Annotated in this window: 8 protein-coding genes and 2 pseudogenes; 6 read left to right on the plus strand and 4 right to left on the minus strand. The window is 72.2% G+C overall.

The annotated features are described in order from the left end of the window. Positions 1 to 40 precede the first annotated feature (40 nt). Positions 41 to 2617: a glycoside hydrolase family 3 C-terminal domain-containing protein gene (locus ABZ374_RS42515; protein ID WP_360322863.1), complete on the minus strand. Its 2577-nt coding sequence runs from the start codon at positions 2615 to 2617 to the stop codon at positions 41 to 43. 61 nt (positions 2618 to 2678) lie between these two features. Between ABZ374_RS42515 and ABZ374_RS42520 the strand changes: the two genes are divergently transcribed. Next, positions 2679 to 3332 carry a TetR/AcrR family transcriptional regulator gene (locus ABZ374_RS42520; protein WP_360322865.1) on the plus strand — a complete coding sequence of 218 codons (654 nt, stop codon included), beginning with the start codon at positions 2679 to 2681 and terminating at the stop codon, positions 3330 to 3332. A gap of 7 nt (positions 3333 to 3339) precedes the next feature. Here ABZ374_RS42520 and ABZ374_RS42525 read toward each other — a convergent pair whose 3' ends face one another. After that, complete coding sequence (locus ABZ374_RS42525; RefSeq protein ID WP_360322867.1) at positions 3340 to 5631, minus strand: hypothetical protein; 2292 nt, start codon at positions 5629 to 5631, stop codon at positions 3340 to 3342. A gap of 275 nt (positions 5632 to 5906) precedes the next feature. Beyond that, positions 5907 to 6809, minus strand: a complete 903-nt coding sequence (locus ABZ374_RS42530) for an alpha/beta fold hydrolase (protein ID WP_360322869.1) — start codon at positions 6807 to 6809, stop codon at positions 5907 to 5909. A gap of 184 nt (positions 6810 to 6993) precedes the next feature. Here ABZ374_RS42530 and ABZ374_RS42535 point away from each other — a divergent pair, with 184 nt between their 5' ends. The 5 genes and pseudogenes from ABZ374_RS42535 to ABZ374_RS42555 all read left to right on the plus strand — a co-directional run. Further along, on the plus strand, positions 6994 to 8325 hold the full coding sequence (locus ABZ374_RS42535; protein WP_360322871.1) for an ABC transporter substrate-binding protein: 1332 nt from the start codon (positions 6994 to 6996) through the stop codon (positions 8323 to 8325). A 120-nt stretch (positions 8326 to 8445) separates the two neighbouring features. Next, entirely contained in the window at positions 8446 to 10887 is a 2442-nt protein-coding gene (locus tag ABZ374_RS42540) for an MFS transporter (protein WP_360322873.1), read from the plus strand. Next, positions 10880 to 13849, plus strand: a complete 2970-nt coding sequence (locus ABZ374_RS42545) for a branched-chain amino acid ABC transporter permease/ATP-binding protein (protein ID WP_360322875.1) — start codon at positions 10880 to 10882, stop codon at positions 13847 to 13849. Before ABZ374_RS42540 ends, ABZ374_RS42545 begins: the two co-directional genes overlap by 8 nt. A 3-nt stretch (positions 13850 to 13852) precedes the next feature. Then, positions 13853 to 14806 carry an alpha/beta hydrolase gene (locus tag ABZ374_RS42550; RefSeq protein ID WP_360322877.1) on the plus strand — a complete coding sequence of 318 codons (954 nt, stop codon included), beginning with the start codon at positions 13853 to 13855 and terminating at the stop codon, positions 14804 to 14806. 389 nt (positions 14807 to 15195) lie between these two features. Next, a pseudogene (locus ABZ374_RS42555) lies at positions 15196 to 16794 on the plus strand (CocE/NonD family hydrolase); the annotation flags it as partial. A gap of 138 nt (positions 16795 to 16932) precedes the next feature. Here the strand turns inward: ABZ374_RS42555 and ABZ374_RS42560 are convergent. Continuing rightward, positions 16933 to 17027, minus strand: a pseudogene (locus ABZ374_RS42560) (ABC transporter ATP-binding protein); the annotation flags it as partial.

Here is a 17027-nt window from a genome sequence, read left to right on the forward strand (position 1 = left end):
TTGTGGGGCGGCGGACGAGCACCGCCGCCCCACACCGGGGTCAGGGTCGCAACCCCGGGCCCACCTCCAGCTTCGCCGTCAGCGGCAGCTCGGCACTGGAGCCGCCGATCCGCAGGGTGTAGCCGCCGGGCTCGGTCTCGCGGCGGCCGGATTCCGCCGACCAGTGCCCGAAGGCACGTGCCGGGATGGTGAGTTCGACGGTCACCTCGGCGCCGGCCGGTGCGCTCGCCCAGGTGTGGCCGGCCAGCCACAACACAGGGCGCTCCACCATGCCGTCGGCGCGGCTCAGGTATGCCTGGACCAGGTGCCGGCCCGGACGTGGGCCGGTGTTGCGGATCCGTACCCGGGCCACGAAGTCGGCGCCGGAGGCGACCGTTTCCACCCAGAGGTGTTCCCACGTCGTCCAGCCCAGGCCGTGGCCGAACGGGTAGGCCGGCGTCACGCCCGCCCGCAGCCAGCCGCGATAGCCGATGTGGATGCCCTCGGCGTAGTCGAGCCGGCCCGCGACCGGAGTGGTGGACAACACCGCCGGATCGTCCTCGTGCGCGGGCCAGGTCATCGGCAGCCGCCCGCCGGGCTCGCGGTGCCCGAGCAGTACGTCCGCCAGCGCCGCGCCGAACTCCTGGCCGGGGAACCAGGAGACCAGGATCGCCGCGACGTCCGCCCGCCACGGCAACAACACCGGCGAGCCGCTGTTGACCACCACCACCGTGTTCGAGTTGACCGCCGCGACCCGGCGGATCAACTCGTCCTGCCGGCCCGGCAGGGACAGGTGCGAGCGGTCACGGCCCTCGCTGTCGCTCTCCTCGGTGCTGCCCACCACGACGACCGCGACCTCGGCCTGCGCCGCCAGGGCGACCGCGTGGTCGAGTTCGGCGTCCTCGTGCGCCACCGGCCGGTCCACACCCAGGACGAACCCGGTGCCGGGACGCTCCGCCGCGAAGTCGTGGCGCAGGTGCAGCTCGACCTCCCGATCGGCGGCCAGGTCCAGCACGGCCCATCGCTCGGGCGGGGTGAGGATGCCGCCGAGCGGGTCCTCGGTCACCAGGTCGTCGTCCACGAGCGGGACACCGTCCGCGAGCAGCCGGAACCGGCCCACGCCGGCCACCCCGATCCGGTGCGGCCCGTCGATGCGAGCTCGGAGCACGCCGACCGCCTCGATCGCGACGGCCCGCGCGACGATCGGGTCGTCCAGCCACAACAGTCGCCCGCCGCCGCGCAGTTCCTCGTGCAGCAGCTCGCCGTCGGGGCCGATGAAGCGCACCCGCAGGCCGGGCTCGCCGGTCTTGGGGTCGTGCACGTCGGCGCCGGTGACCGCGGGCAGCCGGTGCCGGATGCGCGCGCCGACGGCGTGGGTGACCTCCACGTCGGGCCCCAGCGCCGCCCGCAGCCCGGCGAGCGGGCTGATCGCGTACGGCGGGATCACCGTCGCGCTGCCCCCGCCCTGGATCCGGGCGACCTCGGCATTGGGACCGAGCACCGCGACCCGGCGCAGCGTATCGGGGGTCAGGGGCAGCGCCGTCCCGGTGTCGTGCAACAACACCATGCCCGCCGCGGCGGCCTCGCGCAGCAGCGCGGCGGCATCCGGCGCCGGTCGCGGGGGCGCGGGCGGCACGAGGGCGCCCAGCGCGCCGACGCGGGCCGCGAGCAGCAGCAGTCGGCGCACCTTGCGCTCGATCGCCTCCGCCGGCACCAGGCCCGCGCGCACCGCGGCCACCAGCGCCGCGCCCCACGGCTGGTCCGGTCCCGGTCCCGGCATCGCCAGGTCCAGTTCGGCCCGCCCGGCACCCTCGGTGGAGCGGGTCGCGAACCAGTCCGAGACGACCAGTCCGTCGAAGCCCCACTCGGTGCGCAACGGCGTCTCCAGCAACGGACTTTCCGTCATCGTGACGCCGTCCACGCTGTTGTACGCGGCCATCAGCGCCCAGACCCCGCCCGCCCGCACGATCTCCTCGAACGGGGCGAGGTGAACCTCGTGCAGCGCGCGCTCGGACATCCGCACGTCGACCGAATACCGTTCGGTCTCCGAGTCGTTCGCGGTGTAGTGCTTGACGGTGGCCGCGACACCGCCGGCCTGGATGCCGCGGACCAGCGCCGCGCCGACCCGACCGGACAGGAGCGGTTCCTCCGAGTAGCACTCGAAGTGCCGGCCGGCGTACGGGCTGCGCTGAAGGTTGACGGTCGGGCCGAGTACGACGTCGACCTGCTTGCGGCGGGCCTCGATCGCGAGCAGCGCGCCGAGCCGCTCGACCAGACTTTCGTCCCACGAGGCGGCGAGCGCGGTCGGACAGGGCAACGACGCGGACGGCTCGCGCTCGTCGAAGCGCTCACCCCGCACGCCCGCCGGTCCGTCGCACAGCACCATCTCGCGCAGTTCGATGGCGGGTTCGGCGGCGGTTCGCCAGAATCCGGACCCGGTGAGCAGGCGGACCCTGGCTTCGAGATCGAGGCGGGCCAGGGCCGCCTCGACGAGTTCGAGGGTGTGGGCGTCCGGCGCCCCGGGTTGGTGCGGGGGTGGGGGTATGCGGGTGGTTTCGAGCGGCTCGAAGGCGCCGGACGCCTCTTCGGCCGAGGACGGGGGAAGGGTGCGGTCATCATGACCGTTGGCCTGCGACACGCGGGGCACACTACATTCAATACATTCCAGGTGGAATGCTTTCACGAGGGGAGCCGAACGGATGTCGGATCGCACGGGGGCACGCGGCCCGTACGCGCGCGGTGTCGCACGGCGGCAGGAAATCGTGCACGCGGCGCTGGAGGTGTTCGCCACGCGCGGCTACGACGCGGTCTCGCTGCGCGAGATCGCCGCCCAGGTGGGCCTGTCCCATACCGGCCTGCGGCACCACTTCGCGTCCAAGGAAGAGCTGCTCACCGCGGTACTGCGCTACAAGGACGAGCTGACGCTGACCCCGGACGAGCAGGTGGACGTCTCCGGCATCGCCTGGGTGCGGGCCAGCCGGGACGTGGTCGCGCTCAACGCCCGGCAACCACTGCTGATCCGGCTGTTCGCGACGTTGTCCGTGCAGGCCACCGACCCCGCGCATCCGGCCCACACGTACTTCGTCGAGCGCTACCGGATCGCGCGCGAGATCGCCGCCGGGCACCTCGCGCGGGCCCGGGACGACGGCGACATCGCCGCCGACGTGGACGCCGAGCACTGCGCCGAGCTGATGCTGGCCGCGATGGACGGCCTCCAGGTGCAGTGGCTGCTCGAACCCGACCGAGTGGACATGGTGGCCGCGTACGGACAGTTCCTGGATCGTTTCCTCGCCGTGCTCGCCGTTCCGCTGCCCTCGGGACAGCGGAACGGCGAAGCGGCGAACGGAAGCTGAGCCTGCGTCAGCCCGCCCGGCCGATCTCGTGCCGGCCGGCGGGGTAGGACCGGCCGGCGTGCACGAACGGCACCGGGCTGTGCACGTTCAGCAGCGTCGGCGTCACCGTCACCTCGATGAGACCCGCCGGGCAGGGCACCGCGCCCGAGGCCCGGCTCAACTCTCCGAGTGCGGGCTCGATCCGGGCCACCGCGAAGCCCGGTTCGGCCGGCTCGACCCCGAGCACGCGCGTCATCAGGTCGCGGGTGGGCGTCGAGGACCAACCATGGCTGATCGTGCCGCCGTACCAGGTCTCGCTCCACGAGGTCTCGCTGCGGGCGAGCAGCGCCGCCCAGTCCAGACACAGGCCGGCGATCAGGTCGGCCCGGCCCGCTCGGGCCAGCGCGTCGTGCACCACGTAGCGGAAGAACGGCTGGGCGCGCACCACCGCGCGACCGGTGTCCCACCACGGCTTCGGCGGCCCGGCCCGCAGGTGCGCCCCGCCGACCTCGGTGTTCGAGCCAGGCTCGGCGGGGCCGTCCGGAGCGCTGAACGCGGCGTGTACCAGGTTCTCTTCGGCGGTGAGCACGGTCACCAGGCGCTCGATCCGCTCGGCCGGCACCAGGCCGCCCACGATCGCCGCCGCCTGGCCGTGCTGGGAGGCCATCGGGCGGCGCTCGCCGTCCGCGATCGAGTCCGCGTAGCGCTCCCGCTCGGGATCCCACAGCCGCTCGAAGCCGAGCACGAGCCGGGCATGCGCGGCCCGTGCCCAGTCCGCCCGGTTTCGATCGCCGAGCCAGTCGGCCAGTTCGGCGAACTCCAGCAGGGCCCGACCCCACAGCCCGCACAGCGCCGCCGAGACGCCCTCGGTGTGCACGGCCGACCAGTCGATGATCACCCAGCCGAAGACGTCGGTGGGCAGGCCGGTGTCGTCCAGGAACGGCACGAACCAGCGCAGCACCCGCTCGGCCACCGGGAGCAACTCGGCGATCTCCTCGCGATCGCCGACGTAGCGGTACAGGTTCCACACCGAGTGCACCCAGTGCAGCGCCCAGTCCGGGATCACCGTGAAGTCGGCCCACTCGGCGTCGCCGGCCACCGCCATCGGCAACATCCCGTCCGAGCGCGGCGACGCGGCCAGCCGGGGATGCCAGCGGGCCAGCCGCCAGTCGGAGTTGGTGGTCAGGTCGACCATCTGGTGCACCACCGCGTCGCCGGTCCAGGCCCGCTGCTCGCGGGTGGGGCAGTCGACGTAGGCGTCCGCCGAACACAGCGTCACGGTGCGGCGTCCGACCCGCCAGATCTGCTCCAGGCGCGGATCCGAGCAGGCGAACCACGCGTCGCCGGTGACCGGGTAGGTGCGTTCGCGGACCGCCACGCGGTGCACGGTGACGCCGTCGGGGGCCTCGACCAGGACGCCGCGCAGGCCGTAGGAGTCGAACGACTCCAGGGCGCGACGGGTGCCGTCGACGGTCACCGCCAGGCTCGCGTCGTGCTCGCCGGGCGCGGGCCGCCCGTTCGGGTCGACGAACTCGGCGGTGCGAACCAGGACCTCGGCGCCGGCCGGGCCGTGCGCGTCGACGACCACGGTGCCGGAGAGCACCTGCTCCGCCGTGTAGGCGCCGGCCGGGCCCGGGGTCAGCACCGTCTCGCGTGGTTGCGGCCAGGTGATCGGCCGGCCGCCGAACGGGCCGCCGGGGTAGCTGGGCGGCTCGGGCCGACCCGGCTCGCCGGTGGTCATCGCGCGCCGCAGCACCGCCGCCGGCCAACCGGGATCGTGGTCGGGGTGTTGCCAATCGGCGGGCAGCGCACGGGCGTCCAGCAGCTCGCGACCGCGCCCGGAGATGGTGCCGCCGCCGGGGGTCGCGGTCCACCCGGCCAGGACCCGGGCCTGCCAGTGCTCGCCGGTGACGAACCACGCGTCCGGGCCGAGCCGGGCCTCGAGCACGAACGCGCCGTGCACCAGGTCGTTGGCGAACGGCGACGGCGGCAACCACCACGGATTGGGCCCGTCGTAGACCCAGGCCAGCGCGGTCACCACGTTGGTGCCCGGGCGCAGGTGGGCGGCCAGATCGAGATCGTCGTACGGCCGCAGGCGCGGATTCGCGCGCACCGGCCCGCGGGCCACCTCGACCCCGTTCACGGCCAGCGTGTACCCGGACAACGCGACCACGCGCGTGGGCACCCGCTCGGGCACCCGGTCGAGATCGAGCACGGCCCGCAACGCGACGGTATGCCGCCCCTGCGGGCCACCCGCCGCGTCGGCCCAGATCCACCGGGCCCGCCATCGGCCGGGCGGAAAGTCGGTACTGACGATCACGCGATCATTCCTTCGTGTCGAACTGAAAATTCCGGCCGCCGAACCAGGCGCCGAAACCGGACGAAATCCGGCCGGGCCGATGCCGACGCCGAACCACGTACCGAAGCCGGGCGCAAGACCCGGACCATCCGGCAGCAATATGGAGTAGACGCATCCAAATCGGGCAATCCGTGGCCCGGCCGGCGTTCGGGTCACCTCGGCCGAAGGCCGGGTCCGCTCGGCCGGTTCGGCGCTTGAGCACACAACCGCCCGGCGATTGCCGGCAACCCGCCCGGCTACCGGGCCAGGTGCTCGCGGACCGCCGCCAACCACGCTTGCGGCCGTTCGGTCTGCGGACTGTGCTTGGCCCCCGCGACGACCCGAAGCTCCGCGCCCCGGATGCCCGCGGCGAACTGCTCCGCCGCGCCCCGCAGTCGCCGATCGTGTTCGCCGACGACGACGGTGACCGGGCAGGAGATCTCGGCCAGCCGGCCGACCAGCGACGGATACGTGCCCAGCGCCTGCGCGCACCCGACGAACGCGGCCGGGTCCATCCCGGTGATCGCGCGCGTCTGCCGCTCGCGGCGGGCCAGGTCCTCTGCCGTGGCCCCCGCCGGAGGGCGGGAGAACGGCTTGAGCAAGGTCAGCAGCGGCGCCAGGCCGAACCTGCCGACCACCGCGTTCATGCCCCCGGAGAGCACCCGAAGCAGCGGCGTGGAGGTGGGCTCGGCGGCGGTGTCCATCAGCACGAGCGAGCGCACCCGGTCCGGATGGGCCAGCGTGTACCGCAGCGCCAGCACGCCGCCCATCGAGTGCCCGAGCAGATCGATCGGCTCGGGCAACACCCGCTCGACGAACCCCCCCAGGTCGGCGGAGAGGTGATCGAAGGTGTAGGCGGCTCGGTCGGCGAACTTGGTGCTGTCACCGTGTCCGCGATGGTCGTAGGCCAGGACCCGGCGATCCCGCGCCAGCAGTGGCGCGACACCGTCCCAGTCGGCCAGGCTGCCGGCGAATCCGTGCAGCAGGAGCAGCGGTGCCGGGCCCGGCTCGGGCGCGGCGGAGGGCAGGTCGCAGTAGCGCAGATCCGCCCCGGAAAAGGGTGGTCGAGGGGTGTCGGAGTGATGCGATTCGGCCTCGCCGCGGGTACCGCCGGCGAGGAGTCGGGATGATGTCGTCCACGAAAGCCTTCCATCTGGCATGTATTCGATGTTAGCGTCCCGCCGTCGTGATGTGACACACAAATCCCCCCGGATTCCTCGGGGCCAAGGCCCCCCGGCCGCCATTCCCACCCCGGATCCGCTACCGGACGTCGGCACACCCGACGCTCTCGGCGACCGAACCACCCGTGATCCACTGCTTCCTTCGAAGGACAGGTGAGCCCCTGTGTTGCTCCGAGGAGACGGACCCGCTCCGGCGCGACGTATCGCAATAGGCGTCCTGCTCGCCACCTTCGGCCTGACCGCTTCGGTCGGCTGTTCGGTCGAGAAGAAATCGGACGACAAGAAGCCCGCCGGCCCGGCCGCGGCCCCGAGCGGCCCCGCCCGCGGCGTCACCGACACCACCGTCAAGCTCGGCGTCGCTGCCACCGACCCGGCCCAGCTCAAGGCCTTCGGCGTGCCCAGCGAGGGCCCGGCGAGCAAGGACCTGTACGCCGCCTGGATCGCCGCGCAGAACAAGCGCGGCGGCGTCCAGGGGCGCACCATCGAACTCGCCTTCCGCCCGTTCCTGCCCACCGGCCCGGCCGAGGCGCAGGCCGCGTGCGTGGAGCTGAGCGAGGACAAGAAGGTGTTCCTGGCCATCGGCATCCTCACCGGGGACACCCCGCTGTGCTTCACCGAGACGCACGGCACGCCGTACCTGGGCCAGTGGGGCCAGTCCGCCGAGCGGGACCGCCGCTCCAAGGCGCCGTTCGTCGCGCTGGAGATGGCCGACGACCGGCAACGGGCCGCCGCCGTTCAGGCATTGCTCGACCAGAAGTTGCTCCAGGGCAAGAAGGTCGCGCTGTACTGGGAGGCGCAGGACGCGGCGGTGACCAAGAACACCGTCAAACCGCTGCTGGACGCGGCCGGCGTCGACATCGTCGTGCAGACCCCGCTCGACGACTACGGCACCGACCAGGCCGCCGGTGACCAGGCGTTGGACACGCTGGTGCAGAAGATGCGCTCGGCCGGTGCCGACACGATCCTCAACACGTCCAACTTCTCCAACCTGATGATCGCGCTGCAACGCGCGAACTGGCTGCCCGAGCAGGTCTACGCGACCTCGGCGCAGGCGCTGAGCCCGGCGGTGGTCAAGACCACCGGGATCAAGCCCGCGACGATGCAGAAGGTGACGGTGGCCGCGCCGTACATCCCGACCAAGGCGGAACTGCTCGCCGATCCCGCGGTCACGGCGTGCGTGGACGAGTACAACGCCGGCGGCGGCGAGCGCTTCGACGCCCCGGCGGCGAGCCGGGAGGCGCTGAGCGCGGTGGCCAACTCGTGCGCCTCGTTCCGGTTGTTCGTCCAGGCCGCCGACGCCGCCGGTCGCGACCTCACGGCCGCGTCCTGGCAGCGCGGCGCCGAGTCGCTGACCAAGCTCTCGCTGCCCGGCATGCCGCTCGCCTCGCTCGCCCCCGGCAAGCACAGCGCCGGCGACGCGGTGGGTGTGTACCGCTGGGACACGACGCAGAACCAGATGCTCCCGGCGGGACCGCCGATCTCCGCCGCGAAGTGACGGCAGCCGGCTCACCCGACACCACGTGAGGGCAGCCGACCCACCCGACACCACGTGACGGCAGCCGACTCACACGACACGAAGTGACGGCACGCGAACCACAAGAAAGGCCGATCACCTATGGACGGCGGCACCGCCGCACCTCAGCGGGACGACACCGCGGGCGAGCCGGGCAACCTGGCGGACCTCGCCGGCGCGATCCTGGACGAATCACCGCGGCCGGCCGGGCGCACCTCGCGCCGCGGCCGGACGTCGCCGCCGGCCACACCCGGCCCGACCACCGTCGCCGACACCGCCGTCCCCGGTGTCGGCGACGGAGCCCGCCCGGCGGCCGGGAAACCGGCCGCCGAGCAATCGACCCTGCGTCAGGGGCTGCGCCGGGGCGGCACGTCCGTGTTCACGGTGCTGCTGATCCTGACCGCGCTCGACGAACTCGAAGGCGCCGCGCTCGCGGTGCTGGCCCCCGACATCCGGGACAGCCTGGGCGTGGGCAACGGCACCATCGTCTTCCTCGGCGTCGCCGCGGGCGCGTTCACCGTGCTCGGCGCGGTGCCGATGGGCTGGATCGCGGACCGCTGCCGGCGTGGTCCGGTGATCGGCATCTCCACCGCGTTCTTCGCCGTGATGGTGTTCCTGTCCGGCTTCGCGACGAACGCGTTCATGTTCTTCTGGACCCGGTTCGGCGCGGGTGTGGCCAAGTCCAACAGCGGTCCCGTGCAGGGGTCGTTGTTGGCCGACACCTATCCGATCGGGATCCGCGGCCGACTCGGCGCCTCGATCGGCGTGTCCGGCCGGCTCTGCGCGGTGCTCAGCCCGCTGGTGGTCGGCGGCATCGCGGCGGCGGTCGGCGGACCGGACGGCTGGCGCTGGGCGTACTACCTGCTCGGCCTGCCGGTGGTGATCTTCGCCGCGTTCGCCTTCTTCCTGCCCGAACCCCCGCGCGGGCAATGGGAGAAGAAGGACACGCTCGGCGAGGTGATCGAGGACGAGAACCCGCCGCCGATCTCGATCGAGGCGGCGTTCGCCCGGCTGGGCCGGATCCGCACGCTCAAGACGGTGATCCTCGCGTTCGCCGCGATGGGCTTCGGCCTGTTCACCACACCGGTGTTGGGCAACCTGTTCCTGGAACAGGAATACGGCCTGGACGCGTTCGACCGGGGCCTGGTGGGCACCGCCGGCGGTATCGGCGGACTCGTGGTGCTGCCGTTCATCGGCCGCTACTACGACCGGCGCTTCCGCGAGGACCCGGCGCAGGCGTTGCGGCTGATCGGGTTGTTGATCGTGCCCTCGGCGTTGTTCGCGCCGCTTCAGTACTTCTCGCCCAACGCGGTGCTCTACACCGTCTTCGGGGTGCCGCAGATCGTGCTGCTGTCCTGTGCGTTCGCGCTGATGGGACCGCTGATGCAGACGATCGTGCCGTATCGACTGCGCGGCCTGGGCACCGCGATGGCGTCCATCTACGTGTTCTTCATCGGCGCCACCGGCGGCGGCCTGGTCTCCGCGCCGCTGATCGACAGCTTCGGCCCGCGCACCGCGGTGCTGATCACGCTGGTGCCGACCACCGTGATCGGCGGCCTGCTGATCATGCGCGGTGCCGGCTACGTGCGCGACGACCTCGCGCTGATCGAGGCGGAACTGCACGAGGAATACCAGGAGCACGAGCGCCGGCAGGCCCGACCGGATCAGGTCCCGGTGCTCCAGCTCAACCACGTGGACTTCTCCTACGGTCAGGTCCAGGTGCTGTTCGACGTCGGTTTCGAGGTACGCCGCGGCGAGGTGTTGGCCCTGCTCGGCACCAACGGCGCGGGCAAATCGACCATCCTGCGCACGATCGCGGGCCTGGCCACGCCCGAACGCGGGGTGATCCGGCTGGGTGGCCGTACGGTCACCTTCGTCGCCCCCGAGCAGCGGGTCCGGCTGGGCATCGTGTCGTTGGCGGGCGGTGCGGGCGTGTTCCCCGGGATGAGCGTGCGGGAGAACCTGGAGATGGGCGCGTACATCCACCGCGCCGATCCCGAGCAGGTGCGGACCCGGATCGAGCGTTCGCTGGGGCTGTTCCCGCAGTTGGTCGAACGGGCCGACGAGCCGGCCTCGGCCCTGTCCGGTGGGCAGCAGCAGATGTTGGCGCTGGCCATGGCGATGTTGCACGACCCCGAGGTGCTGCTGATCGACGAACTCTCGCTCGGCCTGGCGCCGGCGATGGTGGCCGAACTGCTCGCGGTGATCGAGCGGTTGAAGGCCGAGGGCCTCGCGATGATCGTGGTCGAGCAGTCGCTGAACGTGGCGATGTCGATCGCGGATCGGGCGATCTTCCTGGAGAAGGGCCGGATCCGGTTCGAGGGGGCGGCGGCCGACCTGGCCGAACGCGACTTCGTCCGGGCGGTGTTCCTGGGCGGCGACGCGGAGGCCGGTGATCCGGACGGCGCCGCCGGCGGCGGTGCGGTCGTGGAACCGGCCGATCCGGCCGATCCCATCGATCCGACGGGCCCCATCGATCCGACCGACCCCGCCGATTCGGCAGACCCCACGGATTCGGCCGGAAAGGTTGCCGACCATGGCTGACCTGATGACTCGCCAGATCGCCTTCGACGGCCTGGTCAACGGCCTCGCGATCGGCCTGATCGCGCTGGGCATCGTGCTGGTGTACCGGTCCAGCCGGGTGATCAACTTCGCGGTCGGCAACCTCGGGGTGATCGGCGCGGCGCTGCTGCCGCTCGCGGTGATCAACTACGGTGTGCCGTTCTGGGCGGCGCTGATCGGCGCCCTCCTGGTCGGCACGCTCGCCGGCACCATCGTCGAACTCGCGGTGATCCGCCGGTTGTTCCACTCGGCCCGGGTGACCGTACTGATCGCCACCATCGGCGTCGCGCAGGCCTGCGTGGCGGCGGTGCGCGCGCTGCCCGACGTGGACGGCGCGGTCCGGGCGAGCTACCCGGTGGCGATCACCGAACAGTGGGAGATCGCCGGAGTCCGGGTGACCGGCGCCCAGGTCTGTGTCCTGGTCGTGGTCCCGCTCGTGGCCGGCGCGCTGACCTGGTTCCTCGGCCGCACCACCCAGGGCCGCGCGGTCACCGCGTCCGCCGAGAACCCCAACCTGGCCCGTACGGTCGGGATCAGCCCCAAGATCGTGTCCACCGTGGTCTGGACCCTGGCCGGCCTGCTCTCCACCCTCGCGATGATCCTGATCGCCGGCCAGTCCGGCCGGGTCTCCGCCACCGCCGACCTGGGCCCGAACACGATGGTCCGGGCGATGGCCGCCGCAGTCATCGCGGGTCTGACCTCGTTCCGCTGGTCGATGCTGGCCGGGGTGGTGATCGGGGTGCTCCAGGCGGCCGTTCGATTCAACTTCGTCGAACAGACCGGTCTGGTCGACTTCCTGCTGCTGTGTGCGGTGGTCACCGCGGTGTGGGTGCGCGCCCGGCGCGACGCCCGTACGGACGGTCGCGGCGACGTGCGCGCCTTCGCCACCGGCCCGCGCCCGGCCCCGATCCCGGAACGACTGCGCGGCGTGTGGTGGATCCGGCACCTGAACCGACTCGCCCTGGTGCTACCGCTCCTGGTCGCGGTGCTGCTGCCGCTGGTGGTCACCCAGGCATCGCGGCACCTGCTCTACGGCACCATCCTGGCGTTCGCGATCTGCGCCTGCTCGCTCACCGTGCTCACCGGCTGGGCCGGCCAACTCTCGCTCGGCCAGATGGCGTTCGCCGGTCTGGGCGCGCTGACCACGGCCGCGCTCACCCGGGGCCTCTCGATCGACATCGGCGCAGACCGCACGATCGCCTTCCAGGCCCTGCCGTTCGCGCTCTCCGCGCTGATCGCCGCACTGGTCACGGCCGCGCTGGCGGCGATCGTCGGCGCCGGCGCGCTGCGGGTGGACGGCATGCTGCTCGCGGTCAGCACCTTCGCACTCGGCGTCGCGGCGGCCGGCTACCTCTACCGGCGGCCGTTCCTCACCGACGGCAACGCGTCCTCGGTGCCGCTGCCCCGAGGGGACCTGTTCGGCCTCGACCTGTCCGACGAACGCACCTACTACTACGTGCTGTTGGTCGTGCTGATCGTGGTGCTGGCGCTGATCGCCCGGCTGCGCGCACACGGCACCGGGCGGCGCACCATCGCGGTCCGCGACAATCCGGAGGCGGCCGCCGCCTGTACCGTCGCGCCGCTGCGCACCAAGGTCACCGCGTTCGCGCTGTCCGGGGCGATCGCCGGCCTCGGCGGCGCGCTGCTCGCGGGCAGCGTGCAGAGCGTGCCGCTGACCGAACGGTTCTTCCAGGTCTCGGATTCGCTGACCCTGGTGGCGATCGTGGTGATCGGCGGCCTGGGTTCCACCGTCGGCCCGGTGATCGGGTCGGTGTGGGTGGTCGGACTGCCCGCCTTCTTCCCCGGCAACTCGCTCGTGCCGATCTTCGCCTCCAGCATCGGACTGCTGGTCCTGCTGCTGTACTTCCCGGGCGGACTGACCCAGATCGCGAACGCGGCACGCGCGGCGCTGCTGCGCTGGGCCGAAGGGCGGTTGCCGGCGGAGCCCGAGCCGTCGACGTCCGCGCCGAAACCGGAACGTCCTCTACGAGTTCGCGAGCGCACCGAGACACCGACGGCCTCGGCCGACGCTCCGGTGCTGCGCACCCGCGAGGTGTCGGTGCGCTACGGCGGCAACACGGCGGTGGACTCCGTGTCGATCCAGGTGCGCCCCGGCGAGATCCTCGGCCTGATCGGCACCAACGGCGCGGGCAAGTCCACCCTGCTCAACGCGATCGGCGGATTCGCACCGGCCACCGGCACCGTCGAACTGCTCGGACAGGACGTCTCGCGCCTGGCCCCGGCCAAGCGAGCCGCCCTCGGCCTGGGGCGCACCTTCCAGGCGGCCCGCCTGTTCCCCGAACTCACGGTGCGGGAGACGGTGTTGGTCGCACTGGAGGCGCGCCGCCGGTCCGGCCTGCTGTCCACCGCGCTGCTCCTGCCCGCCGCCACGCGCGCCGAACGCCACCGCCGGACCGAGGCCGCCGACCTGATCGACCTGGTCGGCCTGGGCCGCTACGCGGACACCCCCGTCGCGCAACTGTCCACCGGCACCCGGCGGATCGTCGAACTGGCCAACCTGATCGCACTGGACGCGCGGGTGTTGTGCCTGGACGAGCCGACCGCCGGTGTCGCACAACGCGAGACCGAGGCCCTGGGCCCGCTGTTGTTGCGGCTGCGCCGGGAACTGGACGCCGCGATGATCGTGATCGAGCACGACATGCCATTCATGATGTCGATCAGCGACCGGCTGTACTGCCTGGGCGCCGGGCGGGTGATCAGCGAGGGCACACCGGAACAGGTGCGCACCGACCCGGCCGTGATCGCCGGCTACCTCGGCACCGACACCCGCGCGATCGACCGGTCGGGTGCGGCCACGGCGGCCGTCCGCGACACCCAAACGTCATCCGGGGCCGAGTCCGGCTCCGGCTCCGGCTCCGGGGGCGACCCCGAGTCCGCCCCCGCCCGCTCGCACCCCATGCCCGACCCCGTGATGGAGAGCTGACCCATGCCCCTGGACCCGCCGATTCAGCGCATCATCGACCTGTTGGCCGCCCACCGCGACACCAACGAGCCGCCCGGCACCCTGGAGGAGCGGCGCAAGCTCGCGAACGCGACCATGCGACTGGCGTTCACCGGCCGGCCCGACGACGTCACCGCCACCGATCACCTGGTGCCGGTCGCGGACGGCGAGATCACCGTACGCATCCTGCGACCGGCCGGACTGCCCGCCGCCGCACCGGTGTTCTACTTCATCCACGGCGGCGGCTGGTTCCAGGGCGACCTGGACACCGCCGAGGTCGAACTCGGGCCGATCACCTCGACGGTGCCGTGCGCGGTGGCCCTGGTCGACTACCGCCTCGCCCCCGAACACCCCTATCCGGTACCGCTGGAGGACTGTGTCGCGGGATACGCGTGGTTGCACGCCAACCACGCCGAACTCGGCCTGGACCCCGAACGCGTCGTCGTCGGCGGGTGCAGCGCGGGCGGCAACCTGGCCGCCGCGCTGTGCCTGATCGCCCGCGACCGGGAACTGCCGATGCCGCGCGCCCAGTTGCTCGACGTCCCGTGCCTGGACCTGACCGAAATGGACACCGACGGCGACCCCGAGTCGATCCTCGACTTCGGCGGCCTGACGCCCGAGGCGTGCAACGAGTTCTTCGGCCTCTACCTGGCCGGGGTCACCGACCCGCGCGATCCCAGGGTCTCGCCGATGTTCGAGCCCGACCTGAGCGGACTGCCGCCGGCCGTGATCACCGTCGCCGAATACGACCCGGTCCGTGACCAGGGCGAACGCTACCTGACCCGGCTGCACGAAGCCGGCGTCCCGGGCGCGGCCTTCCGGGTACTGGCCCACCTGCACGGCGGCTGGGTCATTCCCGGCACCGTCACCCACGCCCTCGTCGGCGACCTCCGCGCCGCCTCCGTGCGGCGCGCCCTCAGCGGGACGCTCGCGCCCTGACCGGGACATTCACGTCCCCTCCGGACCCGAAGCGACCCACGCACAGGTCCCATCCCTCCCTTTCCCTGCCATCCCATCCGTCCCTTCCATCCCGTCCCTTCCATCCCTTTCCGTTCCTCCCGACGCACGTTGCGCCACCGTCCCCTTGTCTTGCGTGATCCTTGGAGGTCAGGGTGTCCGTCCACATACCCGTCCATATCCCCCGACAGAGAACAGCACGCAGAGCGGCCCGCCGACGCATCGGCGTGGCCCTCGCCTCGACCCTCGCCCTGCTCGCCGCGCTGTTCGGCGCGGTCCCGGCGAGTTCGACCACCGCCGCCGCGACACCGCTCGTGCAGGGCAGCGTCGCGCAGTACGGCATCGCCAAGCAGCAGAACCTGCCGGTCACCATGTCCGACGGCACGGTCCTGCGGGTCGACGTCTACACCCCGGCCACCGCCGGCACCACCACGCCCGCCACCGGCTCGTTCCCGGTGCTGCTGACCCAGACCCCGTACGGCAAGGGCTCCACCGAGGCCGAGCTGTCCTGGTTCGTGCAGCGCGGCTACATCGCGATCGCCGCGGACGTGCGCGGCACCGGCACCTCCAACGGCTCGTGGTCGCCGTGGGCGCCCAAGGAGGGCCAGGACGGCGCCGAACTCGTCGCCTGGGCGGCCCAGGTGCCGCACTCCGACGGCAAGGTCGGCCTCACCGGCGGCTCCTACGCCGGCATCAACCAGATCATGACCGCCTCGTCCATCGGCCCGAACTCGCCGATCAAGGCGATCTTCCCGCTGGTGGCCGGCAACGACCTCTACCGTGAACTGGCCACGATGGGCGGCATCCCCGATGCCGAGTTCATGTCCTTCTGGCTGACCTACACCGGCATCTCGCACATGACCGCGCCGCTGGCCGAGGCACTGCGCGAGGGCTCGACGCAAAACATCCTGGACACCCTGACCCTGGAGCTCCAGCACCTGGGCGGCGTCGCCTCGGCCAACCTGCCGATCCTGACCGGTCTGCTCGGCGGCGGCGAACAGGCCTACGACGGCTCGTTCTGGCAGCAGCGCCGACCGGCGGACATGCTCGCGAACGTGGTCGCCAACGGCGTGCCCGCGTTCCTGGTCGGCGGTTGGTACGACCTGTTCCAGCGCGGCGCGTTGATGAACTACGCCGGTCTGCAGAACGCCTGGGCGGGTCGCCCGGTGGGCGCGCCGATGATCGCCGGTCAGCCGGTCACCGACCGCTACCAGCTCCTGATGGGCCCGTGGTACCACGACCCGCGTCAGGACCCGACCCTGGACCTGCCGGCCCTACAACTGCGCTGGTACGACAAGTGGTTGAAGGGCATCGACACCGGCATCACCGGTGGCGCCAACCCGCTGCACGTCAAGGAACTGGGCAGCAACCGCTGGCTGGACACCCGCAACTACCCCTTCACCGGCGCCGACCCCACCCGCCTCTACCTGGACAAGGGCCGCACCGGCAGCGCCTCGGCCTCCACGAACGACGGCCTGCTCACCCCGACCGCGCCCACCGGCAACAACAGCGAGTGGATCAGCTGGACCGCCAACAACAGCCCGTGCACCCGCTCGACCGCACAGTGGCTCGGCGGCTTCATCAAGGATCCCGCCTGCACCGACAGCAACACGGCGCGCGAGACCGGCCCGGGCTCGCTCGTCTACACCACCGCCCCGCTGACCGAGACCAAGGTGCTCGCCGGCCCGATCGGCGCGACCTTGTACGCGCAGTCCAACACCCCCGAGACGCACTGGGTGGTCACCGTCACCGACGTGGCCCCCGACGGCTCCTCGGTCCCGCTCAGCTCCGGCTCCCTGGCGGGCTCGCACCGCGCCCTGGACCCGGCGCGCACCTGGTACGCCCCCGACGGCACCACGATGATGCCGTACCACCCGTCCACCCAGAGCACCACGACGTCGGTGCAGCCGAACCAGATCACCCGCTACGACATCGAGGTCTTCCCGACCTTCGCGTCCATCGCTCCGGGCCACCGGATCCGGGTCAACATCACCACGGCCGACACTCCGCACCTGGCCGCGACGCTGACCCAGACCCCGGGCCTGCTGGCGGGCATCTGGCAGGTGAAGTCGGGCCCGGCGAACCCGTCGTCGGTGACCATCCCGCTGGCCGAAGTCCTGCGGGAGGTAGCCCAGCGAACGGCGCAACGCGTCCGGGTCGGCGAGCACGTCGACGTCGTCGAAGCGGATGCGCCCGGAGGTGG

This window comes from Embleya sp. NPDC005971 (assembly GCF_040629175.1).
Classification (GTDB): domain Bacteria; phylum Actinomycetota; class Actinomycetes; order Streptomycetales; family Streptomycetaceae; genus Embleya.